The 25,639-nt window shown below is 43.1% G+C and carries 26 protein-coding genes; 11 read left to right on the top strand and 15 right to left on the bottom strand.

What is annotated here, in order from left to right:
- Positions 1-24: 24 nt before the first annotated feature.
- The 6 genes from hemW to BM378_RS07750 are packed head-to-tail and all read right to left on the bottom strand — an operon-like array spanning position 25 to position 4,372.
- Positions 25-1,161, bottom strand: a complete 1,137-nt coding sequence (gene hemW / locus BM378_RS07775; protein WP_036966064.1) for a radical SAM family heme chaperone HemW — start codon at positions 1,159-1,161, stop codon at positions 25-27.
- Positions 1,158-1,757, bottom strand: a complete 600-nt coding sequence (locus tag BM378_RS07770; RefSeq protein ID WP_065979689.1) for an XTP/dITP diphosphatase — start codon at positions 1,755-1,757, stop codon at positions 1,158-1,160. The genes hemW and BM378_RS07770 overlap by 4 nt, the downstream gene beginning before the upstream one ends.
- Positions 1,758-1,764: 7 nt before the next feature.
- Entirely contained in the window at positions 1,765-2,205 is a 441-nt protein-coding gene (locus BM378_RS07765) for a DUF4426 domain-containing protein (RefSeq protein WP_065979690.1), read from the bottom strand.
- 56 nt (positions 2,206-2,261) lie between these two features.
- Entirely contained in the window at positions 2,262-2,795 is a 534-nt protein-coding gene (locus tag BM378_RS07760; RefSeq protein ID WP_036966072.1) for a YggT family protein, read from the bottom strand.
- Between the two features lie 24 nt (positions 2,796-2,819).
- On the bottom strand, positions 2,820-3,641 hold the full coding sequence (gene proC, locus BM378_RS07755; protein WP_074988929.1) for a pyrroline-5-carboxylate reductase: 822 nt from the start codon (positions 3,639-3,641) through the stop codon (positions 2,820-2,822).
- 17 nt (positions 3,642-3,658) lie between these two features.
- Positions 3,659-4,372, bottom strand: coding sequence for a YggS family pyridoxal phosphate-dependent enzyme (locus BM378_RS07750; protein ID WP_036966078.1), 714 nt, complete (start codon positions 4,370-4,372; stop codon positions 3,659-3,661).
- A gap of 2 nt (positions 4,373-4,374) precedes the next feature.
- Here BM378_RS07750 and BM378_RS07745 point away from each other — a divergent pair, with 2 nt between their 5' ends.
- From BM378_RS07745 to BM378_RS07735, 3 genes are read left to right on the top strand one after another with little or no spacing between them, the layout of a single operon-like run.
- Positions 4,375-5,415 carry a type IV pilus twitching motility protein PilT gene (locus BM378_RS07745; protein WP_036966081.1) on the top strand — a complete coding sequence of 347 codons (1,041 nt, stop codon included), beginning with the start codon at positions 4,375-4,377 and terminating at the stop codon, positions 5,413-5,415.
- 14 nt (positions 5,416-5,429) lie between these two features.
- Positions 5,430-6,563, top strand: a complete 1,134-nt coding sequence (locus tag BM378_RS07740; RefSeq protein WP_036966084.1) for a PilT/PilU family type 4a pilus ATPase — start codon at positions 5,430-5,432, stop codon at positions 6,561-6,563.
- A complete protein-coding gene (locus BM378_RS07735) occupies positions 6,563-7,435 on the top strand; it encodes a hypothetical protein (protein WP_036966087.1) in 873 nt (290 codons plus the stop codon). Before BM378_RS07740 ends, BM378_RS07735 begins: the two co-directional genes overlap by 1 nt.
- Here the strand turns inward: BM378_RS07735 and ruvX are convergent.
- The 6 genes from ruvX to BM378_RS07705 all read right to left on the bottom strand — a co-directional run bounded on the left by ruvX (position 7,432) and on the right by BM378_RS07705 (position 11,695).
- Positions 7,432-7,881, bottom strand: coding sequence for a Holliday junction resolvase RuvX (ruvX, locus tag BM378_RS07730; protein WP_036966089.1), 450 nt, complete (start codon positions 7,879-7,881; stop codon positions 7,432-7,434). The genes BM378_RS07735 and ruvX overlap by 4 nt on opposite strands.
- A gap of 27 nt (positions 7,882-7,908) precedes the next feature.
- Positions 7,909-8,466 carry a YqgE/AlgH family protein gene (locus BM378_RS07725; protein WP_036966093.1) on the bottom strand — a complete coding sequence of 186 codons (558 nt, stop codon included), beginning with the start codon at positions 8,464-8,466 and terminating at the stop codon, positions 7,909-7,911.
- Between the two features lie 25 nt (positions 8,467-8,491).
- A complete protein-coding gene (gene gshB, locus BM378_RS07720) occupies positions 8,492-9,445 on the bottom strand; it encodes a glutathione synthase (protein ID WP_036966096.1) in 954 nt (317 codons plus the stop codon).
- A 69-nt stretch (positions 9,446-9,514) separates the two neighbouring features.
- Positions 9,515-10,249: a 16S rRNA (uracil(1498)-N(3))-methyltransferase gene (gene rsmE, locus BM378_RS07715; protein ID WP_036966098.1), complete on the bottom strand. Its 735-nt coding sequence runs from the start codon at positions 10,247-10,249 to the stop codon at positions 9,515-9,517.
- A gap of 59 nt (positions 10,250-10,308) precedes the next feature.
- A complete protein-coding gene (locus tag BM378_RS07710) occupies positions 10,309-10,773 on the bottom strand; it encodes a hypothetical protein (RefSeq protein ID WP_036966101.1) in 465 nt (154 codons plus the stop codon).
- 28 nt (positions 10,774-10,801) lie between these two features.
- On the bottom strand, positions 10,802-11,695 hold the full coding sequence (locus BM378_RS07705) for a DUF350 domain-containing protein (RefSeq protein WP_036966104.1): 894 nt from the start codon (positions 11,693-11,695) through the stop codon (positions 10,802-10,804).
- 73 nt (positions 11,696-11,768) lie between these two features.
- On the opposite strand from BM378_RS07705, the gene glnE reads away from it, so the two are divergent.
- Positions 11,769-14,561 carry a bifunctional [glutamate--ammonia ligase]-adenylyl-L-tyrosine phosphorylase/[glutamate--ammonia-ligase] adenylyltransferase gene (gene glnE / locus BM378_RS07700; RefSeq protein ID WP_036966107.1) on the top strand — a complete coding sequence of 931 codons (2,793 nt, stop codon included), beginning with the start codon at positions 11,769-11,771 and terminating at the stop codon, positions 14,559-14,561.
- On the opposite strand, the gene BM378_RS07695 is transcribed toward glnE, so the two are convergent.
- The 3 genes from BM378_RS07695 to tolC form a co-directional block, all read right to left on the bottom strand.
- Positions 14,550-15,125 carry a TcpQ domain-containing protein gene (locus BM378_RS07695; protein ID WP_036966110.1) on the bottom strand — a complete coding sequence of 192 codons (576 nt, stop codon included), beginning with the start codon at positions 15,123-15,125 and terminating at the stop codon, positions 14,550-14,552. The two genes, glnE and BM378_RS07695, sit on opposite strands and share 12 nt — an antisense overlap.
- Before the next feature lie 59 nt (positions 15,126-15,184).
- On the bottom strand, positions 15,185-16,111 hold the full coding sequence (lpxL, locus tag BM378_RS07690; protein ID WP_036966113.1) for an LpxL/LpxP family Kdo(2)-lipid IV(A) lauroyl/palmitoleoyl acyltransferase: 927 nt from the start codon (positions 16,109-16,111) through the stop codon (positions 15,185-15,187).
- A gap of 107 nt (positions 16,112-16,218) precedes the next feature.
- Positions 16,219-17,559 carry an outer membrane channel protein TolC gene (gene tolC / locus BM378_RS07685; protein WP_036966116.1) on the bottom strand — a complete coding sequence of 447 codons (1,341 nt, stop codon included), beginning with the start codon at positions 17,557-17,559 and terminating at the stop codon, positions 16,219-16,221.
- 151 nt (positions 17,560-17,710) lie between these two features.
- On the opposite strand from tolC, the gene BM378_RS07680 reads away from it, so the two are divergent.
- From BM378_RS07680 to parC, 7 genes are read left to right on the top strand one after another with little or no spacing between them, the layout of a single operon-like run.
- Positions 17,711-18,343, top strand: coding sequence for an NUDIX domain-containing protein (locus BM378_RS07680; RefSeq protein WP_036966119.1), 633 nt, complete (start codon positions 17,711-17,713; stop codon positions 18,341-18,343).
- 15 nt (positions 18,344-18,358) lie between these two features.
- Positions 18,359-18,817: a DUF1249 domain-containing protein gene (locus BM378_RS07675; protein WP_036966122.1), complete on the top strand. Its 459-nt coding sequence runs from the start codon at positions 18,359-18,361 to the stop codon at positions 18,815-18,817.
- Positions 18,804-19,586: a metallophosphoesterase gene (locus BM378_RS07670; protein WP_074988928.1), complete on the top strand. Its 783-nt coding sequence runs from the start codon at positions 18,804-18,806 to the stop codon at positions 19,584-19,586. Before BM378_RS07675 ends, BM378_RS07670 begins: the two co-directional genes overlap by 14 nt.
- Entirely contained in the window at positions 19,571-20,131 is a 561-nt protein-coding gene (locus BM378_RS07665; RefSeq protein ID WP_036966129.1) for a YqiA/YcfP family alpha/beta fold hydrolase, read from the top strand. Before BM378_RS07670 ends, BM378_RS07665 begins: the two co-directional genes overlap by 16 nt.
- Positions 20,132-20,164: 33 nt before the next feature.
- A complete protein-coding gene (gene parE / locus BM378_RS07660) occupies positions 20,165-22,054 on the top strand; it encodes a DNA topoisomerase IV subunit B (RefSeq protein ID WP_036966132.1) in 1,890 nt (629 codons plus the stop codon).
- Positions 22,055-22,103: 49 nt separating this feature from the next.
- Positions 22,104-23,204, top strand: coding sequence for a PQQ-dependent sugar dehydrogenase (locus BM378_RS07655; protein WP_036966136.1), 1,101 nt, complete (start codon positions 22,104-22,106; stop codon positions 23,202-23,204).
- Between the two features lie 10 nt (positions 23,205-23,214).
- Complete coding sequence (parC, locus tag BM378_RS07650) at positions 23,215-25,512, top strand: DNA topoisomerase IV subunit A (protein ID WP_036966139.1); 2,298 nt, start codon at positions 23,215-23,217, stop codon at positions 25,510-25,512.
- The last annotated feature ends 127 nt before the right edge of the window (positions 25,513-25,639 follow it).

Genomic DNA, 25,639 nt, shown 5'->3' with positions numbered 1-25,639 from the left:
GAAATTTAATTATTAATAGAATTCTTAAACGAACAATTCTAGCAGGTCATTTAAAAAGCGCTGGCCTTTTGCACTGACTTGCCAATTGTTTTTATTATCTGTTAGTAAGCCTTTTTTAATTGCTTCGTTCAAGGCTTGTTCTTGGCTTTGCAGTGACAAATTTGTAAGCAAAGATAAATCACCTTTTGGGCAAGGCTCAACTAAACGAAAACGATTCATAAAAAATTCAAACGCTAAATCATCGTCAGCAACCTGCCATTGTTCGTACAAATAAGGCTTTGCGAGATCCATATAACCACGCGGATGTTTAACTTTTACTGTACGCGTGATGATCTTCGTATTTGCGTCAGTCACCTTACCATGGGCCCCACAGCCAATACCGAGATAATCGCCAAATCGCCAATAATTTAAGTTATGTTGACATTGGTAGCCGGGTTTCGCATAGCCAGAAATCTCGTATTGCTGATAACCTGCATCTGCAAGGAGTGCTTGTCCCTGTTCTTGAATATCCCACAATATATCGTCGTGCGGTAACGTGGGGGGTTTTGATGCAAACTGAGTATTAGGTTCAATTGTTAATTGATACCACGAAATATGCGGGGGATTTAATGCGATGATTTTTTCAAGGTCACTAAGTGCATCTTCAAGAGATTGCCCTGGTAAACCATGCATTAAATCTAAATTAAAACTGTTGAGCCCAGCTTGGTGTGCTTGTTTTGCTGCATAGCTTGCTTCATCCGCGCCATGTATACGACCGAGGGCTTTCAGCTTGTCGTTCTGCATGCTTTGCACACCAATCGAAATTCGGTTTATGCCAGCCGCGACATACTCTTTAAAGCGGCCTGTTTCTACAGTGCCTGGGTTGGCCTCTAAAGTGATTTCGCAGTTTTCACTCAGGCCAATTAATCTATCGACCTCGCCAAGTAAGCGGGTGTATGCCTCACCTGTGAGTAAACTTGGCGTGCCGCCACCTATAAAAATACTGTGGATTTTACGCCCTTGTACTAAATGTAAATCCGCTTTTAAGTCATCAATTAGGTGTTGAACATACTCTTTCTCGGGGATCGTACCTTTTTGACCATGGCTGTTAAAGTCGCAGTACGGACACTTTTGCACGCACCACGGTACGTGCACATATAAACTTAACGGGGGTAAACTCACAGGCCGCCTTTTTGCTGCAATTGCGCAAGTAGTTGCTTAAGTGCTTGGCCGCGGTGGCTCAGGGCATTTTTTTGCTCTTTTGTCAGCTGTGCGCTGGTGCATTGTTCTGAAGGCACATAAAAGATGGGGTCATAACCAAAACCGCCTTGGCCATCTTGGCTGTGCGTGATTTCACCTTCCCAGCTCGCACTGCAAATAAGCGGTGTCGGGTCATCAGCATGGCGCATTAAAACCAGAACACACCAAAAACGAGCGCTACGTACAGGGTTATCAGCCAGCTCGCTTAAAAGTTTATCAATGTTGTCTTGGTCACTGGCATTTTCGCCAGCAAAACGTGCAGAATAAACACCTGGTGCGCCATGTAAGCCATCGACTTCGAGGCCAGAATCATCTGCAATTGCAGGCAGCCCAGTAATCTTTGCTGCATGACGCGCTTTTATTATCGCGTTTTCAACAAATGTAGTGCCTGTTTCTGGCACGTCAGGAACCTGAAAATCGCTTTGTGGAACCACATTAATGTTAAGCGGGCTAAGCATGCTCGCCAGCTCTTTTACTTTGCCAGGGTTACCCGTGGCTAAAACTAAAGTGTTGTTCATAGGGGCATTAATCTACGTAAAATTTTTGCTGAAATGTCAGTGTTTGTACTTTGCCGTTTTTATTAATCTCGATATTAAAACGGTAAATTTCTTCATTGCTGTAGTCGATTTGTGCAAGGTAATAAATCGCATCGCCTTCAACAACTTCTTTAAATTCAAGTTGTTTACTATTGCCGAGTAGGTTACGTGCCGTGCCTGTTAGTGTGGCAGTTTGCGCCGTTTTATCGCTGTTTTTTAGCACCGAAATATTAATAATTCCTTTGCTTGGGCTGCGCACTAAATCGTAGTTTTTGGCAATGTCGGGTTGTATAAAGGTTGAAGGAAAAGCGATGTAATGTACTTCAAATGGACCAAGTATTTTATATTGTGCGCCGGCTTGTTGTTCAGCCTTCGCTGCTGTTGTGAATAAACTGAGGGCAAGTAAGGTAAAAAGAATAATCTGTTTCATGGTATTTCTCACTTAATAAAAGAGGCCTTACGGCCTCTAAATTAGATACTCAATGTTTAGCCAATCAAATCAATTAATAAAAATTGTAAGAACTGCAAGGCAATGATCAGTACTAAAATTGACAAGTCTAAACCACCCAGTGGTGGAATAACTTTACGAATAGGGCGTAACATAGGTTCAGTTAGCTGGTGGAAAACCGCTTCAATAGGGTTGTAGCCTTGGCTTACCCAGCTTAATAAAGCACGAATAATTAACACCCAAAATAGTAAGTTTAACCCTTCTTTTATGACCGTGATTAACGCAGTCACAAAGACAGGCGCGGCAGCCCAACCACCATAAAACAGTAAAAAGACGGCACTAAGCTTTGCCACTGCGACTAAATACGCAAGGACTAACGACGCGATGTCAAAGCCACCCAACCCTGGAATGATTTTACGTAATGGGTTTACTGCAAACGATGTGGCTTTTACCACAAACTGGCTAATTGGATTATAAAAGTCAGCTTTTGCCGCTTGTAACCAAAAGCGTAAAAGGACCACCATTAAAAAGAGATCAAAAATAATCTCAACGAGGAATTGCATGGCTTGCATAGTTTTACCTTCAACAAAGTAAGCTTAAAGTTCTTTTTCCATTTCTTCTGCGCGGGCAATACAGGCATCCATTGCATCGGCAACGGTACCAACAAGGCCTTGTGCTTTCAGGTGCTCAACGGCTGCGTGAGTTGTACCGCCTTTTGATGTGACGTTTGCACGCAGCTGTGAAATACTAATGTCTTGCTGAGAAAGCGCCATTTCAGCTGCACCTAGCGCCGTTTGTTGTACTAAGCGGCGTGCATCTTCATCACTAAAGCCAAGTGCTTTTGCCTTTTCTTCGATGGCTTCCATAAATAAGAAAAAGTAAGCGGGCGAAGAGCCGGTAACGGCGATGATATCGTTTATTTGCGACTCTTGCTCGACCCATACAACAATACCTGTACATTCAAATACTTGCTGTACAAACTCATGCTCTTCTGTGGTTTCGTCAGCGCCAAATAGACCCGACACGCCACGACCAAGTAATGACGGTGTATTTGGCATACAACGAACCATTTTTACCTTTTGGCCCAGCATTTCACGTAAACGATTTACGGTTAAACCTGCCGCGACAGAGATAAATAGCTTGTCGCTAAAATCAACGCCTGAATCTTGGAATGATTGGCATAAATCGCCCATCATTTGTGGTTTAACAGACAATACAATCACATCTGCATCACGAAGTGCCGCGTTGTTATCCGCGGTGGTTTGCACCCCGAAATCAGCAGCAACCTTAGCTAATTTCTCTTGGTTGCGATTGGTTGCAATGATGTTTTTTGCTGCAAAACCGTTCTTTACCATGCCGCCAATAATGGCGTAGCTCATGTTACCCGTGCCTATAAATGCGATTTTTTTATCTGACATATGTCTGTTATCACCTTTTAATTTCGTTGGCCAAATATATCCGTGCCAATGCGTACCATGGTTGAACCAGCTGCAATTGCTGCTTCAACATCGTTACTCATACCCATCGACAAGGTGTCTACTTGGGGATATTGGGCCTTTAGTTTATCAAAGCAAGCGCTTAATTGCTCAAAATATTGTAATTGTTGCTGTGCATCGTCGGTTTTGGCTGGGATAGCCATCACGCCACGCAAACATAAATTATCGCAGCCACTAATAAATTCTGCCAGTGACATTAGCTCATCAGGGTGGCAGCCTGACTTAGCCTCTTCTAAACTGATATTAACTTGGATTAATACGTTCAGTGGTGTTTTGTCTTTTGGTCTTTGCTCGTTAAGACGTTTGGCTATTTTTGTACGGTCGACACTTTGTACCCAGTCAAAATGTGTGGCCACTTGGGCGCTTTTATTGGACTGAATGGGGCCAATAAAGTGCCAAACTATGTCTGTTAAGTGGGCAAGTTCAGTGACTTTTGTCACGGCTTCTTGCACGTAAGACTCACCAAATTGGCGTTGGCCGTGCTGGTAGGCAGCCACAATATCTTCGACTGGTTTAGTCTTTGAAACTGCTAACAAGCTAATAGCGTGTTCATCGCGTTGATTATTTTTTGCAGCTAGGGCAATTCTTGCGTAGGCGGATTTGAGTCGTTCTGCTATTGTAACCATATAATTATCAGTTGGTTGTGGAGTCATAAATGGATATTACCGAATTATTGGCCTTTAGTGTGCAACACAAAGCCTCGGATTTACACTTATCATCGGGTGTGTCACCTATGATACGCGTTGATGGCGATGTGCGTCGTATTAATATTCCAGCATTAGAACAAAAAGATGTAAATAGTCTGGTTTACGATATTATGAACGATAATCAGCGTAAGGACTATGAACAAAACCTAGAAGTGGATTTTTCATTTGAAGTCCCTAATCTTGCGCGTTTTCGTGTTAATGCTTTTAATTCAAACCGTGGTCCTGCGGCGGTATTCCGTACTATCCCCAGCGAAGTATTAACGCTTGATGATTTAGGTGCGCCAGATATTTTTAAAACCATTTCCGATAACCCGCGTGGTTTAGTGTTGGTTACTGGGCCCACGGGTTCGGGTAAATCAACTACCTTAGCGGCAATGGTTGATTACATTAATCAAACTAAGCATCATCATATTCTCACGATTGAAGATCCTATCGAATTTGTTCACGATAACAAACTGAGTCTGATTAACCAACGTGAAGTGCACCGTGATACTCACAGTTTCTCGAATGCGCTGCGCAGTGCGTTGCGTGAAGACCCAGATGTTATCTTGGTTGGTGAGCTACGTGACTTAGAAACTATCCGTCTTGCTATGACCGCGGCCGAAACGGGTCACTTGGTTTTTGGCACCTTGCATACGACCTCGGCACCAAAAACAATCGACCGTATTATTGACGTTTTCCCAGGTGAAGAAAAAGACATGGTGCGCTCAATGTTGTCTGAATCATTACGGGCTGTTATCTCGCAAACACTGCTTAAAAAAGTAGGGGGTGGGCGAGTGGCTGCACATGAAATCATGATTGGTGTGCCTGCAATACGAAACCTGATCCGTGAAGATAAAATTGCACAGATGTACTCATCGATTCAAACGGGGGCATCTCATGGCATGCAAACCATGGATCAATGTTTAGCAAATCTAGTGAACTATGGGATTGTTACAAACGCGGATGCGCGTGCGAAGGCGCAAGATAAAACCCAATTTGGTGGCTAACGGAGAAAGTTGACATGTCTTTACCTTTAAATCATTACTTAAAAGTGATGATTACTAAAAACGGCTCTGACTTATTTGTTTCAAGTGAGCTGCCAGTAAGTGCGAAAATTAATGGTGAACTCATCCCGTTAAGTGACGAGAAACTTTCTGATGAAAGCGCACTTGCTATGGTTGAGTCAGCGATGAACGAGAAGCAGCGCAAAGAGTTTCACGACACCAAAGAGTGTAACTTTGCGATTGCTAACGATGAAGGCCGTTTCCGTGTTTCGGCATTTTGGCAGCGCGATCGGGCTGGCATGGTTATTCGTCGAATCGTGACCACCATCCCTGATGTTACTGATTTAGGCTTACCCTCTATTCTTACCGATGTGATCATGGCGAAACGGGGTTTAGTTCTGTTTGTAGGTGGCACGGGAACGGGTAAGTCAACCTCGCTTGCGGCACTGCTTGGTTATCGTAATCGAAACCAGCGCGGGCACATTTTAACTATTGAAGACCCGATTGAATTTGTCCATGAACATCGTAAAAGTATCATTACTCAACGTGAAGTGGGCCTTGATACCGAGAGTTTCGAATCGGCGTTGAAAAGCTCACTGCGTCAGGCGCCTGATGTCATTTTGATTGGTGAGATTCGCTCGCAAGAAACCATGGAGTACGCATTAAGCTTTGCTGAAACAGGGCATTTATGTGTGGCAACACTGCATGCTAATAATGCTAACCAAGCCATTGACCGTATCATGCACTTAGTGCCAAAAGAAAAGCACGATAAGCTTAAGTATGACTTAGCACTTAACTTACGTGCCATCGTCGCGCAGCAATTAGTGCCGACCTCTGATGGGGAAGGGCGCGTTGCTGCCATTGAAATTTTACTTAATTCTCCTATGGTTGCGGAGCTTATTAAGCGCGGCGATATTGGCTCAATAAAAGAGACCATGGCAAAATCGAAAGAAATGGGAATGCAGACCTTCGACCAAGCTTTGTTCGAACTTTACAAGCAACATCGCATCAATTATGCCGATGCCTTGCATCATGCTGATTCACCAAACGACTTACGCTTGATGATTAAGCTGCAAAATAATGAACAAAAGGGCGCTGGATTCTTACAGGGCGTCACCATTGATGGCCTTGATGGTAAGAGTGAGGACTGATGTTGTTGCGAATAAATTTAATCGCTGTGTTATTGCTGTTGAGTTGTGCGCTGCCCGCGCACAGTATTGATGCAAATGAAGTGGTTATATTTATTCGCGATGATGTGTTTGATGATTACAGCCGGTTTTTAAAAGGGCGAGAGCCTATTGAAGTAAAAGACTTTAGCGGCGCGTATATTCGTCGTGATGTGGTTGATATGATCATTGCCCAGCAAGCTTTGATATTGGGGGGATTTACCAAGCCTTTTCGATATCACAAAGGCAATATCAATTACCGAAACACCAAACTGTTAGAAAATGGTAAGTTGCTTATTAGTTTTGACAGTGTGTGGTCACTCGATGCAAATAAGTTGACACGGGATGTGTATGTGTCAGCCCCGGTGATCCGCGAAGGGGAGTATTTTGCGGGGGTATATACTTCGCCTCGTAATGAAAAAGTATTTAAGATAAACCAGCTGTCTGACTTTTCTCAGTTAACGGCGGTTTCTACACCACGCTGGCAAACCGATTGGCAGACACTGTCTGCGTTACCGCTAAAAGAATTACTGCGCGAAGATGAGTGGCTGAGCCAAGTCCGAATGGTATCAATGCAATGGGTTGATTTTGTGATGATGCCCTTAATGCCAAGTTTAAATAATCGCTATATTCTGGAAGATATTAACCTTGTCGCGGTGCCTGATGTGCTACTGCAGCTAAATGATAGTCGTCATTTTATTATTTCGAAGAAACACCCCGATGGCAATGCAGCGTATACGGCTTTGCAAAAAGGCTTGCAGCAATTACGCGAGGCGGGTGCAATAGAAAAAGCCTACCGCGAGGCAGGCTTTATTCCTGATTTAACACACTATACGGTTATTAATAAACAACCTTAGTCGCCATAAAACTGTTCAAAGAAACTTTCAAGAATAATCACCGCAGACATATTATCCACGTTACCCTTACCTAGATTTCTGTAACCGCCTTGTTCAAATAAGCGCGCTTTGGCATCTGCCGTGGTGAGCCTTTCATCCTGGGTTTCAACCGGAATCGCAAAGTGATTGTGTAGTCGGTTCGCAAACTTTTTGGCTTTGAATGTGACATCTTGCGTGGTGCCATCCATATTGAGTGGCAAGCCAACAACCATCAAATCAGGTTGCCACTCATCGACCTGTTTTTTAATAAGTTGCCAGTCTGGGATACCGTCTTTTGCTTTCACTGCTTGTAAGCTAGAGGCTGTCCCTGTTAACTCTTGACCTATGGCGATACCAATGCTTTTGGTACCAAAGTCAAAGCCCATTACAGTGCGTTCACCGATGGGCTTAAAAGTGCGTTTTGTCATAGTTGCCGTTTAATTAGTGCGTTTAGGTTAAGCGTGACCGGCTTCAGAGCTTAGTTGACTGACATCAAAACCCAGCATAGAAACCGCTTTTTCCCAGCGTTTTTCTACGGGGGTATTAAAAATAATCTCAGGGTCAGCTTTAATGATTAGCCACGCATTTTCAAGTAGTTCTTGTTCAAGTTGTCCTTGATCCCACCCGGCATAACCTAAGGTGATAATAAACTGCTCGGGTGCTTGCGCTGTGGTGAGAGTTGCGAGCACATCTTTTGAGGTGGTGATCATAATATCACTACTGAGCTTTTGACTCGCCGTGTAGCCCGGCTTAGGCGAGTGCAGTACAAAGCCGCGATCCGTTTTCACGGGGCCGCCGGCGAACACTGCGCGGCCTGCGGCTTGTTGCGTCTTGTCGTTATCAATCTCGATTTTATCGAGTAACTCACCCACCGTGATATTGATAGGCTGGTTAATCACCAAGCCCATCGCACCATCTTGATTATGCTCACAAATATAAGTAACAGCACGCTTGAAAAAAGGGTCTTGCATGCTTGGCATCGCGATTAAGAAATGGTTCTCTAATGACTGCATAGGTCGCCCCTTTTGTTAGGTTTAATTAAGTATGGCTCAGTTTTCTCTCAATGGCATCAAATAAGTGACCAGTAATTGAAATGTCGTAAGCGGCTTCAATTTCTTTGACACAGGTTGGTGCCGTCACATTGATTTCTGTTAGGCGGTCGCCAATAATATCTAAACCAACAAAAATAAGCCCTTTCGCTTTTAGTGTCGGTGCGACAGCTTCAGCAATTTTACGGTCTGAATCACTAATAGGACGTGCTTCGCCACGCCCGCCAGCCGCAAGATTGCCGCGCGTTTCGCCATTTTGAGGAATGCGAGCAAGGCAGTATGGTATGACTTCACCATCAACGACTAATACGCGTTTATCGCCTTGTTTTATTTCTGGAATATAGTTTTGTGCCATGGCAAAACGGCTACCATGTTCAGTCAACGTTTCGCAAATAACACCAATATTCGCGTCGTCTTCTTTAACGCGGAAAATTGACGCTCCCCCCATACCGTCCAATGGCTTTAAGATAATGTCTTTATGCTCAGCTAAAAATGCACGAATATCGGCTTGGCTTCGTGTTACGAGCGTATCTGGAGTGTGCTCACTAAACCAAGCGGTGAACAGTTTTTCATTGGCATCACGTAAACTCTGTGGTTTGTTGATAACCAACGTGCCTGCTTGTTCTGCACGCTCTAAAATATAAGTTGCGTAAATATATTCGGTATCGAAAGGAGGATCTTTACGCATTAAAATTACGTCTAAATCAGCAAGGGCAATGGAGGCTTTTTCTTCAAGATCATACCAATGATTTACATCATCAAATACACGGGCTTTTGCTGCTGTGGCATAGCCTTGACCTTGGCGCAGTGACAGGTCGTCCATTTCCATGTAGTAAAGTTCGTAACCGCGTTTTTGTGCTTCCATCATCATTGCGAAGCCAGTGTCTTTTTTAATATTAAAGCCACTAATAGGATCAGAGATTATGCCTAACTTAATTGCCATGTTTTTGCCTTTCAATGGTATTGCCATATTGTGGTTAGTGATCTTGATATATGGGTGTTTTTACGATTTTCAATTCGCTAAATCACCAAACTGTAATTGCAATGCACTCAGTACCGTTAATGCCGCGGTTTCGGTGCGCAGTACACGTGGGCCTAAACGAATATCAACGAACGCTTGTTGTTTCGCAATCTCAAGCTCTTCATCGGTAAATCCTCCTTCAGGGCCCACTAAGAACCGCACGCCTGACGAAGGAACTTGAATGGTCTTAATGCTGTGCTCTGCACGTGGGTGCAAGGTTAACTTTATGGCATCGCTGCTTTGTTCTAACCACTCTTTGATATCAATTGGAGGGTGCACCACAGGGACAAAATTTCGTCCAGACTGCTCAGCAGCTGCGATGGCTATTTTTTGCCATTGTTGGTGTTTTTTAGCTAAACGTTCACCGCTGAGTTTGACACCGCATCGTTGACTAAAAATAGGGGTGATTTCAGTGATCCCCAGCTCCACTGATTTTTGAATAGTAAAGTCCATTTTGTCACCTCGTGAAACCCCCTGACCTAGGTGGATTTTAAGTGGAGACTCTACGTCATGATCAATAAACTCGAGTGGTTGTACAACGACGTTCTTTTTACTTACTTCAATGATTTCACTGAGGTATTCGCCACCTTCACCATTAAATATTGACACCTGCTCACCGACTTTCATACGAAGTACGCGACCAATATGGCCAGCAGCATCTTCATCAAGGGTGACGGGGTTATCTAATGTGATAACAGAAGGTTGATAAATATGAGGAACTCGCATGGGCTGTCACTTATAAAATAATTTAGCGATATGGTAAGTAAGCAGCGGCTTAGGCGCAATTATTTATTTAAATCTTCGCTTAAAGTGAGGATTTCAGCGCGTGTTTCGGCAATATCTGTTTGGCAAGATAGGTGGTTAATATGTGCGGGATCAGGGCAGGGAATGAAATCAAAGCCTTGCTCGTCTTGGTTTACTAAAAAGCGTACTTTATGCAGTGAGTTATAAATAAATTTTTGCGCGTCGTCTGCTAATTGGTAATCGGTTTGATTAATTAAAACACCTTGAATGTTATGGTGTTCATGTAAATAGCTGGCAAGCTCAGAGACACTTATTTCATTACTAAAATCACAGTAGCAATAATCTTTAATGAGTTGTTCAAACATCAGTTTGACCATATGACGGCTATTCGCACCTGCTACCACAAGGGTAGACCCTTGTGCGTTGGCAAAGTAATGTTGCGTAAATGCGCGACTAAAGTCACTGTCTACATCAACAAGTAAGTAATTGTTTACTTTAAATGGCATGGTGCCTCACGATGTACGTACTTCCGTATCAAATTGAAAACATACTAATTAGTAAATAGCCTATCGCGCCGAAAACGGCAAACTCTATGCATGCAATACCTATGTTATCTTGGTGATCCACTTCTAATGATGTATCTATATTGGGTAGTGAAATATATTTAATTATGTAGCTTAGCACATATAACAATACCCACATCGCACCACAGTGAGACACTAAAGTAAATAAGTTTTCAACCATCTTACCACTAATAAATGAAGCACTGGCAAGACCAGCGTAACCCGCCAATGCAAGGCCAATAGACTTACCCGCATAGCGAATACCAATAGAGGTGTTTTCTAAATTAAAGTTACTTTGTAATGAGGCACCTTGATTTGCTTTAGCAAAGCGGTATTCACGAATTTTACTGTCCAGCGCAAACATCCCTTGTAATACAAAGAAACTGACCGTTGCGATTAATAAACTACTGTATCCTTGAGTATGGCACCAGTTGTAAAGTCCTAAACTGATAATACAGTTTGCGATTAACATACCGGAGTCAACAAGCGCGGCACACACATTTTGCTTGAGAATGGCGGCCTCTTCGTTAAAGCGATGTAGAATCCATTTGCGATGAATTAAGTGGCCGACTTTAATAAAGGCAAATAATAACGCGATTAAAATAACCACCTTGAGTGGGTTAGACTGGGCTGCACTTAGACTAATTTCATCAAAAATGTACGCGATAGTCGCGATCACTACTAAGATTTCACTGGCAAAGCTGATCCCCATTGCAAAGTTATCATGCTGGGCTAGTTCTTCCTTAAGCGCTTGTTTTGCTTTGATTTGCGTTAGGATGCGTAGGAGCACGATGGTGATGCAAATTACAGCGAAACTAATGGCAATCGCAAGTAAACTAGTGTTAGATAGTGATAAATATTGCATGCAGATCCCTGCTAAAAAGATTCTTTGATAATCATTCTAGTACGGTTACAGGTAAGTTAAAAGAGAGTATTTAATGAGTAATTTACACCCGCTTCCAGAAGCGCTTCAGCAGCTAGGTCAGACACGATTTGCTGATTTGTATCCAGGCCAAGATGTTGAACCAAGTATTGTTAACTTATTGTCTTTAAGTGACTTTGCCTGGAGCTGCTTACAATCGCAACCAACATTAAAAGCGTGGTTGTTAGATACCGATGAACTTGCTAATCGCACCACAGAACCGCCCCTCAATAGCAATGAACTCTCAACCCTTGATGATGCCGCGGCAATGGCAAAACTGCGTGTATACCGAGAAAAATATTGGCTAAAAGTCGCCTATTTAGACTTATGTTGCCAAAACCCGATTGATGACAGCATTGCTTATATCTCCGAGCTTTCAGATCAACTTATCGACAGTGCCAATCAGTGGGCATTTGCACAAGTAGCAAACGTGAGTGGCACACCGCTGAACAGTGCTGGAGAGGCCATTCCTATGATGGTACTTGGCATGGGGAAATTAGGGGGCAAAGAGCTTAATTATTCGTCTGATATTGATTTGATTTTTTCATACCCGCGAGATGTCGCAACCCAAGGTGGACGTCGCTCTGTCGAAGCACAGGTCTTTTACACAAAGGTTGCCCAAAAGCTTATTATGGCGCTAAATCAAACCACCGTTAATGGCCAAGTTTTTCGTGTTGATATGCGTCTGCGCCCATTTGGCGAAAGTGGCCCTCTGGTCATGAGCTTTCAAGCACTTGAAGATTATTACCAAGAACAAGGGCGTGAATGGGAGCGTTACGCCATGCTTAAAGGGCGTTTAATTGGCGCTGAAAATGGTTACTGGAAAGAGTTTTATGAGCTACTAAGGCCCTTCGTATACCGACGTTATATCGATTTTTCGGTGATTGAATCTTTACGAAAAATGAAACAAATGATCGCACAAGAAGTACGCCGAAAACGTTTAACTAATAACATAAAACTTGGCGCAGGCGGAATTCGTGAGGTGGAATTTGTGGTGCAAGCACTGCAAATGGTTCGCGGCGGGCGCGAAGCTAACTTGCAAACTCAGTCGCTCTTATTAGCTTTGCAAGAGCTTGTTAATAATCAAGTGATTGAGAAAAAAGAAGCTGATTTACTTAAGCATAATTACTTAGCGCTTCGTCGTATTGAACAGTACTTACAAATTTTCGCAGACAAACAAACACAAACATTGCCAGATGACGCGCAAAATCAGCAGCGTTTATGCTACTTACTTAAGCAGCCCGATTTTGATAGCTGTCTTGTGGCTATTAATAAAATAATGGCCGACGTGCATGGTGAGTTTGAGCAGGTGATAGGCTTTGAAAGTGACAGTGCAGACCCATGTGAAAGTGAATTTATCAGTGCATGGGAAATGACCGACGTCAGTTTAATGTGCGAGCCTAATCTAGATTGGCAGACTGCGCTTGATGATTTTAAAGCACGCTTAACAAAAGCCAAAATAGGCACCCGTGGTCGTGATATTCTCGATAAACTCATGCCACTATTGCTTAAGCAACTTACGGTAACGAAAGCGAGTAGCGATGCCTTTACCATGATTTGCCAAGTGCTGAATAAAATTATCTCGCGAACGGCTTACCTAGAGCTTTTATATGAAAACCCAGGTGCACTTAATCAATTGGTTGCACTGTGTTGTCATAGTAAATGGATTGGCGAACATATTTCTCGTTATCCAATTTTGCTTGATGAATTAATTGATCCCCAGGTGCTTTACAAACCAACGCCGTTATCTGCTTACAAAGATGAAATTAGGCAGTATTTTCTACGCATCGAGCATGGCGATCTTGAGTTACAAATGGAAGCTTTACGCCAGTTTAAGCAAACTCATCAATTGCGGATTGCCGCGGCCGATGCCACAGGTGTTCTTGATGTCATGAAAGTAAGCGATCACTTAACTGCGCTTGCAGAAGCGATTGTAGAGCAAGCGGTTAATATTGCATGGCATGCTTGTGTTGAGCGTTTTGGCCGACCAACAAATACCTCGGAGCAAGAAAAAGGATTTGCAGTTATTGCTTATGGAAAAACGGGGGGATTTGAAGTGGGCTACGACTCTGACCTCGATTTAGTGTTTGTTCACAACCACGATGGCAGTAGCTACACCGATGGCGATAAGTCGATTGATTCGCGTCAATTTTATTTAAAACTCGCTCAGCGATTGATGCACTTATTTAATACTCGTACAGCATCAGGCATTTTGTATGAACTGGATACGCGTCTGCGGCCTGAAGGGGCGTCGGGGTTACTCGCAATTAATCTTGAAAGCTACTACCACTACCAGCAAACGCAGGCCTGGACATGGGAGCATCAAGCCCTTGTACGCTCGCGTATGATCTACGGTCAGGCATCGTTGAGTGAACGTTTTGCAGAAATTCGTCAAGATGTATTGTGCCAAGCGCGTGAAGCAGACAAATTACAAAAAGACGTGGTTGAAATGCGCGAAAAAATGCGTGCCCATCTTGCCAAGGGGACCGAAGAGTTATTTGATTTAAAGCAAGACCAAGGCGGTATAACCGATATTGAATTTATCACTCAATATGTTGTGCTCAAAAATGCGCATCAGCACCGTGCGCTGACATGTTGGTCTGATAATGTGCGCATTTTGGCTGATGCCGCTCGTTTTGGGTGTATTTCAGAACACATGCAGCGCGATTTAGTCGCTGCATACATTGAGTATCGCTCGCGTTATCATATGATGAGTTTAAATCAGCAAGGCCGTTGTGCCCCTCGTGCTGAGCTAACTCAGCACATAGCACTTGTAAAGCAGGTGTGGCAGCAAGTATTAGCTTTTTAAACGACGGCAGTTTTCACGTACATAAGCAGAGGGCAGTTCAGTGATCACCGCTGCTCTTTGCTTAAAGCAGAAAAATGTATACACCTCGCTTTCAAAGTCGTCGTTAATTGCCCTGCCTACTTGGTACAGGGCAGAGACAAAATTACTATCAACACGAAAGTGATCTTTAACAACGTAATCTTTGCTTAAATACCAATACAACACAATGTCTTCGTTACGTGCGTAATCGGACAACACATCCTTGAGGGTTGTGCCGTTTTCAAAGCGACGCGGTTGCACATCACCCGTCCAGTTAGGTGAAGAGGGCTCAACGACTTTTTCTCGTTCAAACAACGCCATATCAAGGCTTGTTTCAGGTGCGGGCAACTTGAGCACGTATTTATCACGCTCGTTGTCTTTACTGTTCACTTGATTTCTAAGGGCAGCGTAAAAACGGGATAGTCCCTGTGCTGCAGCATTCTGAGTATCCTTGATATCAAGAACTGGCCCGCTGCCAAATAAAAAATAAATCGCAGCAGCAATTAAAATTACAGCTAATGATAAATGCTTAACCCAAAACCACATTTCTAATTCTCTTGTTGTTTACTCGTTTAATAAAACCATACAAATTAAAAATTGTCACTCTACTTATAATAAGAAGGGGCATTCTCGTCAGGGCGTGTTTTAAAACGGCGGTGTAACCACATGTATTGTTCGGGCGCTAAGTCGATTGCCTGTTCCATACGTTGGTTAACACGCGTCACATCTGTCAGGTTATCGCCAGATGGAAAATTTTCAAGAGCCGGCAGTACCGTTAAATGATAACGCCCTTGCTCATCTCTGCGACTAGTCAAGCTCACCGTTTCACAATATTTACTGCTTGAAAAAAGTAATGTTCCCGTGGTGGTTGCTGCATCTTGAACGGCATAAAAGGGCGCAAACTCACAACGGTTACGGCCATAATCTTGATCAGGTAAGTAATAGCATACTTTTTTGTTTTTAAGCGCTTGTAGTAAGCCTTTTACATCGCGTTTGCCAATTAGGTATTCGTTAGAACGCAACCGCCCGTTGGTGGTGAAGTATTCCATCAATGGATTATTGTGTGGGCGATAAAAGCCTATGCCTTGGTGCTTTATTCCCATGATTCGGCTGGCCATTTCTAAATGCAAAAAATGTGGAACCAGTAACAAAACTCCTTTACCCGATTGCTGCGCTTTTTCAAAGTGTTCAAGTCCTGTTACTGAACCAAACACTTTTTTAATTCGCCACTCTGGCCACCACCAAGCCATGCTTGTTTCCATCATGGCTATGCCGGTGTTTTCCATGTTTTTTAGTACCAACTCACGTTGCTCGTGTTCAGGCATATTAGGAAAACATAACCGAATATTTACTTCTGCAATATGGCGGCGGCGCTTCATAAAGCGATGCACTAAACGGCCGATGAGTTTGCCGAGAAATAATTGGAATTTATGTGGTAACCAAGAAATTAAATACAGAAAAAATACGCCAACCCAAGTAAGCCAATAACGAGGGCCTAAAAAAGACGCTTTAAAGGGAGATGAACTAACCACAAAAATTATCTCTAAAAATAAAAAAGCTAGTTTAACTGTAAGTGTTTAAAAATACAAAAAGCCAGCAATAGCTGGCTTATAGAATCGTCAAGAATGATAAGAAATACTTAGATTTCTTTTAATCCTTGATTAATCGCGACGAGGTCTTCACCTGTTAAAGTACCCGCAGCTTGCTTCAAGCGTAATGTAGAAACAACATAACGGTAACGTACGTTGGCAAGGTTACTTTTCGCGTTATAAAGATTTTGTGTGCTGATCAGTACGTCAACAATGGTACGTGTACCGACTTCAAAACCTGCTTCAGTCGCTTTTAATGCACTTTCGGCTGACACAACCGCTTGTTGAAGTGCTTTGTATGTAGCGATATCTGAAACCACTTGGTTATAAGACGTAATAACAGAACGTGTAACTGCACGTAAACTTGCTTCTAAATCTTCGCTTGCTGCAACGTAGAATGCACGCGCTTGATCTGTCGCAGCTACAGTTGCTCCACCAGAGTAAATTGGTACACTGAAATTAACGCCCACTCTGGCCGTATCTGTGCGTGGCTCATGTGAGTTTTTATTTAAATCTTCTAGGCCGTCACTGTACGATGCGTTGAGTGTCAGCTTAGGGTAGTGTCCTGCTTTTGCTAAGTCGATTTGATCTTTTGCAATATCGACAGTCACTTTTGACACTTGCAGATTTAAGTTTTTCTCTTCAGCGATTTTTATGTAATCAGTTGACTGTTTACTAGGTGCAACCGTTGAAAAAGTGTCCGTGTTCAACATGTCTAATTTAGCATGATATTTACCCGTGATTTCACGAAGTTGCTCACGCGCTGTTTCGACACTGTTCTTAGCAACAATTTCTTTTGCGACTGAGTTATCAAACTGAGCTTGAGCTTCATGAACGTCAGTTATCGCGGTTAAACCCACTGCATACCGCTCTTTTGTTTGTTGAAGTTGGCGCTCAATGGCACGTTTCTCAGCTTGCACAAACTCTAAGTTATCAATCGCGCTCAATACATTGAAATAGCCTTCTGCCACACGCACGATAAGATCTTGTTTTGCAAAGTCGTATTGTGCAGATGCTTGTAAAGCCTGTTTATCAGCAATACCTAGGGTATTCCAAGCACCTAAATCAAATAATGTTTGGCTTAAGCTGATGCCACGGCTGAATACATCTGTATCGCGACTAAACTCAGCATAACCTGTCGCATCAGTGCCTTCGTATAATGTTGAATCTGTTGATTCATAGCCAAGGCTAAGACCAATTTGCGGTAATAGTGCACTTAACGCGCGATCGCTCTCATAAGCTTGCGCATCTGCTTGGGCTTTTGCTTTAAGTACGGTAGGATCGTTTGCTGTTGCAATCTCGTAAACTTGAAGTAGGTCTTCAGCGTAACTTGCTGTTGCAGTCAATGCGCTTGAAAAACCGATAAGCGCAGCGAGTAGTGTTTTTTTCATTGTTCGTTCAGTCCTTAGACAATTTTCGTACTGTCACCATGGTACTCTTTTTTAATGAATAACCAAAAAAAAAATACGTAAATCTGCATGTCCAAGTGTAACAGAATATAATTGGCCGTATTTTTTACGCATAATGTATAGGAAATAGAGAATGAAAATAACCGCAATCTCACAATTTAGCCATGACGACATAGAGTTAAAGCCTATTGAACGTGTTTATGATGGTTTTTTTAAGATCAATTTATATTGCTTTCGTCATGCACTGTTTGCCGGTGGACAGTCTGTCGAAGTAAAGCGTGAAATATTAGAACGAGGCCATGCGGTTGCCGTACTTCCTTATGATCCGGTGACTGATCAGGTGCTGTTAATTGAGCAAATACGCATTGGGGCATTGGCCTCAAAACACTCTCCTTGGTTACTTGAATGCATAGCGGGTATGGCTGATGGCAGTACTGACTATGAAGAAGTCGCCAAACGCGAAGCGTTTGAAGAGGCGGGGATTGAGCTTGATAAACTTGAATTCATGATGTCGTATCTTTCAAGTCCGGGTGGAACAACAGAGCGTTTGTTCTTGTATTTAGCCTATACTGACCTATCTCAATACCAAGGTGGTATTTTTGGTCTTGATAACGAAGATGAAGACATCAAAACACATATAATGTCATATGATGAAGCCATGCTGCGATTGGAGCAAGGTGAAATAGACAATGCTGCAACGGTTATTTCGCTACAATGGTTAGCACTGAACAGGCAACGTATAGTGTCTGATTTGCAAAACGACTAACGAGTAGGGGGCATTTTGACGTACGTCACGGCTGAACAACGTTACATTCAGAGCTTACCTAAGTACTTAACTTTGTGTGAGCACAATTATGTGCGTGCATTAAAGTTACTTCCTCAAGAGCGTCAAGTTGACCAAGAACGTAAAGTTCAGTTGGGAAGTAGTACTTTTGTGGTCAAAATTGACAATACAGCAAAGTACACCATGGATATCTCGATTAGTCAGGAAGCGGGACACGTACATTCGGTTAAACCGCTGTATTTAACCGTTCGTATGTACCATGATGCGAAAGTCGCCGAAATAATTCATCATGATTTTCATCAGCGCATTAAACCTTCGTATGCTTATCCTAATCCAAATATGCATCAAAAAGACGAGAAATATCAGCTGAATGCTTTTTTATATGACTGGTTAGTGGCTTGTGTTGAAAATGGTCGCGCAGTATTAAATTGGGATGTTAACAATGGCTTGGTTTAGCGACGCTTACCATTTTGAAAAATCGCAGTTAACGGTTGCCCATGTTACAGATTGTCACTTATTTAAAGATCAAAGTGGCGAGTACTTTGGGGTTAATACCGCAGAGTATTTTGCACGTTGTTTAGCCGCAATTGCAGAGCATCAAGTCGACTGCGTTGTATTTGGTGGTGACTTAACGCAAGATCATAGCCGCGATTCATACCAGTTATTCGCTAAACTAATTGCGGATTCACCGCTGTTGTGTCCCGTATTTTGGTTGCCGGGTAATCACGATGAGTTACAGGAATACCATGCGATTGCGGGTCCTCACATTTTAAGCCATAAGCGAATTACTTTTCAGGGTGGGCAATTATTGTTGGCTAACTCGAAAGGCGCAACACCTGCGGGATGGGTAAAACAGGCGCATTTAGAGGAGCTTAGTAAGGGAGTGGATGACACACCTAGTGTGGTGTTTTGTCATCATAACCCATTACCTATAAACGGTTATCTCGATAAACACCTCCTTGAAAATGGCCCGCAATTGTTAAATGCGTTGGTGAACACTCATCACTGCATCGCGTTGTTTCATGGTCACGTTCATCATGATTATAAGTATGCATTTCGCGGCTTGAATATATACGCAACACCCGCAAGCTCCATCCAGTTTACCAAGCAAACTACACAGTGGCAGCAAGAGGATTTAGGGCCTGCTTTTCGTTTAATTACCCTAAACTTTGATGATACGCATAGCGTGCAGTTAACAACGGATGTAGTATGGCTAAACGGGTAATTTATATTCATGGCTTTAACAGCTCTGAAAAGTCTTATAAAGCGGTGCGTTTTGGTGAGCATATGGCGCAATTTGATGTTGACTATCAAGTGCCTCGTTTAACCCATGAGCCATTGCATGCCATGCTACAGCTAGAGCAGCTCATCACGGCAGATACCGTGTTGTTAGGCAGTTCGCTTGGTGGGTTTTATGCGACGTATTTGTCGCAGCGTTATGGCCTCCCTGCTGTTGTCATTAATCCCGCGGTTCGTCCTTTTGAGCTGCTTGATAATCTCTTGGGACCAAACTATAACCCGTATCAAAATGTTCATTATGAGCTTGATAAGCGGCATATGGATGCATTGCGCAGCTTGTATTTAGCGCAAATAAAAACGCCGTCATTACTCTATTTGTTACAGCAAACAGGCGACGAAGTACTGCCTTATCAAGAGGCGGTTAAATATTATTCTCAATGTAAGCAACGCGTTGAATTTGGAGGCGATCATAGTTTTATCGGCTTCGAACAAACCTTTGCAAGTATTGTAGATTTTCTTAAAATCACGTAAAACATAGCTAAGCGCATAAAAGATATAAAAACTATGAGTCAGCAAAATTATAACGCCGAAGCAATTGAAGTCTTAAACGGGTTAGAACCTGTTAAACGCCGCCCTGGTATGTATACCGACACGGTGCGTCCTAATCACTTAGGCCAAGAGGTTATCGATAACAGTGTCGATGAAGCAATGGCAGGCCATGCAACAAAAATAGATGTCATTCTTCATGAAGATAACTCATTAGAAGTCATTGATGATGGCCGAGGGATGCCAATCGATATTCACCCTGAAGAAGGAATTCCCGGGGTAGAGCTTATTTTTACCAAGCTACATGCAGGTGGTAAGTTCTCAAATAAGAACTATCAATTCTCAGGTGGTTTGCACGGCGTAGGTATTTCGGTTGTGAATGCGCTATCTACTCGTGTTGAAGTGACTGTTCGCCGCGATGCGCAGCAATTTAGAATGGCCTTTGAACACGGCGATAAAGTCGAAGACTTAAACGTTATTGGCACGGTTGGTAAGCGTAATACCGGGACAACGGTTCGTTTTTGGCCTGATGCCAGCTATTTTGACTCAGCGAACTTTTCGATCACCAAACTTAATCACTTATTAAAAGCCAAAGCCGTATTATGCCCAGGTTTGCGCATCAAATTTACCAATAAGCAAACTAAAGAAACACTCGAGTGGTACTACGAAACAGGCCTAAAAGACTATTTAAATGAGGCTGTAAAAGGCTTTGATGTCTTGCCTAAAGAGCCGTTTATAGGTGAGTTTGCCAGCTCAACAGAAGGCGCTGATTGGGCAGTTGTGTGGTTACCTGATGGTGGTGAATCGATTGCCGAGAGCTATGTAAATTTAATTCCAACCGCACAGGGCGGAACCCATGTAAACGGCTTGCGCCAAGGGCTTTTAGAGGCGATGCGTGAGTTTTGTGAGTTTAGAAACTTACTGCCACGTGGTGTAAAACTGACCCCAGATGATATTTGGGAGCGTTGTAGTTATGTGCTGTCAGTTAAAATGCAAGACCCGCAATTTGCAGGTCAAACAAAAGAAAAGCTGTCTTCGCGTTCATGTGCTGCATTTGTGTCTGGTGTGGTGAAAGACTCATTTAGTTTATGGTTAAACGAGCACACCGAAACTGCCGAGTTACTTGCCGATTTATGTATTTCTAATGCGCAACGTCGTTTACGTGCAGCCAAAAAAGTAGTGCGTAAACGCATTACCTCAGGCCCTGCATTACCTGGTAAGTTAACAGATTGCAGCGCGCAAGATAATGACCGCACTGAACTGTTTTTAGTTGAGGGTGACTCGGCGGGTGGTTCGGCTAAACAAGCACGTGATCGCGAGTTCCAAGCGATTATGCCGCTGCGAGGTAAAATCTTAAATACGTGGGAAGTAGAGTCTGGGCAAATTTTGGCATCGCAAGAAGTTCACGATATTTCGGTAGCACTCGGCATTGACCCTGATTCGAGTGACCTATCTGGTCTGCGCTACAATAAAATCTGTATCTTAGCGGATGCTGACTCGGATGGATTACACATTGCCACCTTGTTGTGTGCATTGTTTGTGCGTCACTTTCCTGCGCTTATCAAAAAAGGCCATGTGTACGTGGCAATGCCCCCTTTATTTCGAATCGACATTGGTAAGGATGTGTATTACGCCCTTGATGAAGACGAAAAAAATGGCATTTTAGCCCGGATAGAAGCAGAGAAAAAACGCGGTAAAGTTAATGTACAACGCTTCAAAGGTCTTGGTGAGATGAATCCGCTGCAATTACGCGAAACCACCATGGATCCTAATACACGTCGCTTAGTGCAGCTAACACTTGATGAGGAAGAGCAAACCATGGAAATGATGGACATGTTGCTTGCTAAAAAGCGTTCTTCAGACCGTCGTCAGTGGCTAGAAGATCACGGTAATCGTGCACAAGTTTAAATATAGAGCTGCAACTTAGTTGCTGAAAATGAATTAAAAGGCAAGAAAAATGAAAAAAATACTGACTTCATTATTATCACTGAGCTTGTTGTCAGCGCCAGTGATGGCAAAAGATATTTTAGATAAACTAACGGTTGCTGATGGCTTCAACGTTAGTTTATTTGCAGATGATGTTGAGAATGCGCGTCAAATTGCCGTTTCTAAAAAAGGCATTGTGTATGTCGGCTCGCGAAAAGCGGGCAATGTTTATGCGCTTATCGATCATAACAGTGATGGTGTAGCAGATAAGAAAATTGTGATTGCCAAAGGGCTCGAAATGCCGTCGGGTTTAGCAATAAAAGACGGCGATTTATACGTTGCTGAAGTGTCACGTATTATTCGTTTTAAAGAAATTGATAAACATTTAAAAGCACCCAAATTTGAGGTGGTTTACGATAAGTTCCCAACCGATCGTCACCATGGCTGGAAGTTTATTAGCTTTGCGCCAACGGGGGAGTTAATTGTTCCTGTTGGTGTACCGTGTAATATTTGTGCAGAAGATGACAAGTACGGCCGTATTTTCTCTTTGGATGTTGATACCAAAGAAATTAAAACGATTGCCAAAGGTGTACGTAATTCAGTGGGCTTTGATTATCACCCAACTACCCATGCTTTTTGGTTCAGTGACAATGGCCGTGACATGATGGGCGATGACATGCCTCCATGCGAGATTAACCGAGTAGGTGAAGGAGAAGAAGGCGCTCATTACGGTTTCCCTTATGTGCATGCAGGGGCTATTTTAGACCCTGAATTTGGCAAAGGTAAGCGTATTGCTGATTACAAATCACCTGCACTGGCGCTGGGGGCGCATGTTGCACCATTAGGTATTCATTTCTACAACGGTAAGCAATTTCCGGCCAACTACAAAGAACAGTTATTTGTTGCTGAGCATGGTTCGTGGAATCGTTCGAAAAAGTCGGGTTATAGAGTCATGCTAGCCAATGTTGAACAAGGCCGTATTACAAAGTACACCCCATTCATTACTGGCTTTATGCAAAATGAAGAAACATTTGGTCGCCCAGTTGCATTTGCAGAACTTGCAGATGGCAGCTTATTGATCTCAGACGATTACGCTAATGCGATTTACCGCGTTAGCGCTAAGAAAAAATAGGTAAGCGTTAATGAGTGATACAGATACCTTGCTGATGCAGGGCATAGAACAACAAACAATGGGGCGCTTTACTGAAGACGCCTATTTAAATTATTCGATGTACGTCATTATGGACCGCGCCTTACCGCATGTAGGCGATGGTCTAAAACCTGTACAGCGCCGTATTATTTATGCGATGAGTGAGCTGGGCTTATCGGCACAAGCAAAATATAAAAAATCAGCGCGTACCGTGGGTGATGTTTTAGGTAAATACCATCCACATGGTGACAGCGCATGTTACGAAGCCATGGTCTTAATGGCGCAGCCGTTTTCTTACCGTTATCCGCTGGTGGATGGGCAAGGTAACTGGGGGGCAGCGGATGATCCTAAGTCATTTGCTGCAATGCGTTATACCGAAGCACGATTATCAAAGTTCTCAGAAGTTTTACTTAAAGAGCTTGGGCAGGGAACTGTTGATTGGACGGCTAACTTTGATGGCACATTAGATGAGCCGATGGTGCTGCCTGCTCGTTTACCGCATATTTTACTTAATGGTGTGACGGGTATTGCGGTGGGGATGGCAACCGATATTCCACCACACAATGTGCGAGAAGTGGCGAGTGCATGTTGTTTATTACTCGATAAACCAAAAACTGAAATCGAAGAACTGCTGGAATTAGTGCATGCGCCTGATTACCCAACAGAAGCTGAGATCATCACACCAAAAGACGATATTCGTAAAATTTATCAAACTGGTCGTGGTTCAATTAAAATGCGTGCAATCTACACCGAAGAACATGGTGATATTGTTATTACGGCGCTACCGCATCAATGTTCAGGTGCTAAGGTACTTGAACAAATAGCTGCGCAAATGAATGCGAAAAAGCTGCCAATGGTGGCAGATTTACGTGATGAATCTGATCACGAAAACCCAACGCGTATCGTTATTGTACCGCGCTCAAATCGCATTAAAGCAGAGCCATTAATGGCTCACTTATTTGCGACAACCGATTTAGAAAAGAACTACCGCGTAAACTTAAATATGCTGGGTTTAGATGGACGCCCACAAGTAAAAGATTTACTCAGCATTTTAACTGAATGGTTGACGTTCCGCCGTGAAACAGTACGTCGTCGTTTACAGTACCGTTTAGATAAAGTACTTGCGCGCTTACATATTTTAGAAGGTTTATTAACTGCTTTCTTAAATATTGATGAAGTGATTGAAATCATCCGTACTGAAGATAAGCCAAAGCCAGTGCTGATGGAGCGTTTCGCAATAACAGACACGCAAGCCGAAGCGATTTTAGAATTAAAACTACGTCACTTAGCGAAACTTGAAGAGTTTAAAATTAAAGGCGAGCAGGATGAGCTTGCCAAAGAGCGTGATAAATTAGAGCAAACGCTAGGGTCAGATCGTCGTATGTCGACGTTAATGAAGAAAGAAATTCAAGAAGCTGCTGAAATGTACGGAGACGATCGTCGTTCGCCTGTTGTTGAGCGTGTTGAAGCAAAAGCGTTGAGTGAGAAAGATCTTATTCCATCAGAATCAGTCACTGTTGTGCTGTCTGAAAAAGGCTGGGCACGTGTCGGTAAAGGCCATGATTTAGATGTGGAAGGACTCAGCTATAAATCGGGCGATAACTACAAAGCATCGGCGCGAGGTAAGAGCAACCAGCCTGCGGTGTTCCTTGACTCAAGTGGTCGGGCATTTGCCACGGATGCGCACAGCTTACCGTCAGCGCGAAGCCAAGGTGAGCCAATGACAGGGCGCTTTAATTTAAGCTCTGGGGCTAACTTTGAACATGTGGTGATGGCAGAAGACAATCAAGTATTATTGATGGCTTCAGATGCAGGTTATGGCTTTATTAGCGACTTTAAAGATCTTGTTAGTAAGAATAAGAATGGTAAAGCGCTGGTTAGCGTGCCTAAAGGCGGAGAGCTACTTGCTCCTATCCGTGTGAGTGATGTTGCGACAGATTACTGTATGGCGATTTCAAATGAAGGCCGTATGCTGTTATTCCCATTACGTGATTTACCTAAGCTAAGCAAAGGCAAGGGAAACAAGATTATTTCTATTCCTAGTGCAAAAGTACAAGCCCGTGAAGAGTTTGTAAAAGTACTTGCGGTGGTGCCAGAGGGCAGCAGTGTGACACTTCATGCAGGCAAGCGTAAATTAACCTTAAAACCAAGTGATCTTGAGCATTATCATGGTGAGCGCGGTCGACGAGGTAATAAGCTACCACGCGGGTTACAGCGTGTAGATGAAGCGGTGGTAGAAATAACACACACCGATGAACCAGACGAATCCTCAACAGATTTGAGTGAATAAATTAAGAAGGCCTGCTAAGCAGGCCTTTTTTATTGCAACGAAAAGAGATTAATATCTTAGCGCACACATGTACGCCAAAAGCTATGGTAATGACATATTTCACGTTATAATGCGCGCTGATTTACTC

Origin of the sequence: Pseudoalteromonas lipolytica (assembly GCF_900116435.1) — a bacterium.
GTDB classification, from domain to species: Bacteria; Pseudomonadota; Gammaproteobacteria; order Enterobacterales; family Alteromonadaceae; genus Pseudoalteromonas; species Pseudoalteromonas lipolytica.
The sequence above is the reverse complement of the archived record's forward strand: the minus strand, read 5'-3'. Positions and strand labels throughout refer to the sequence as shown.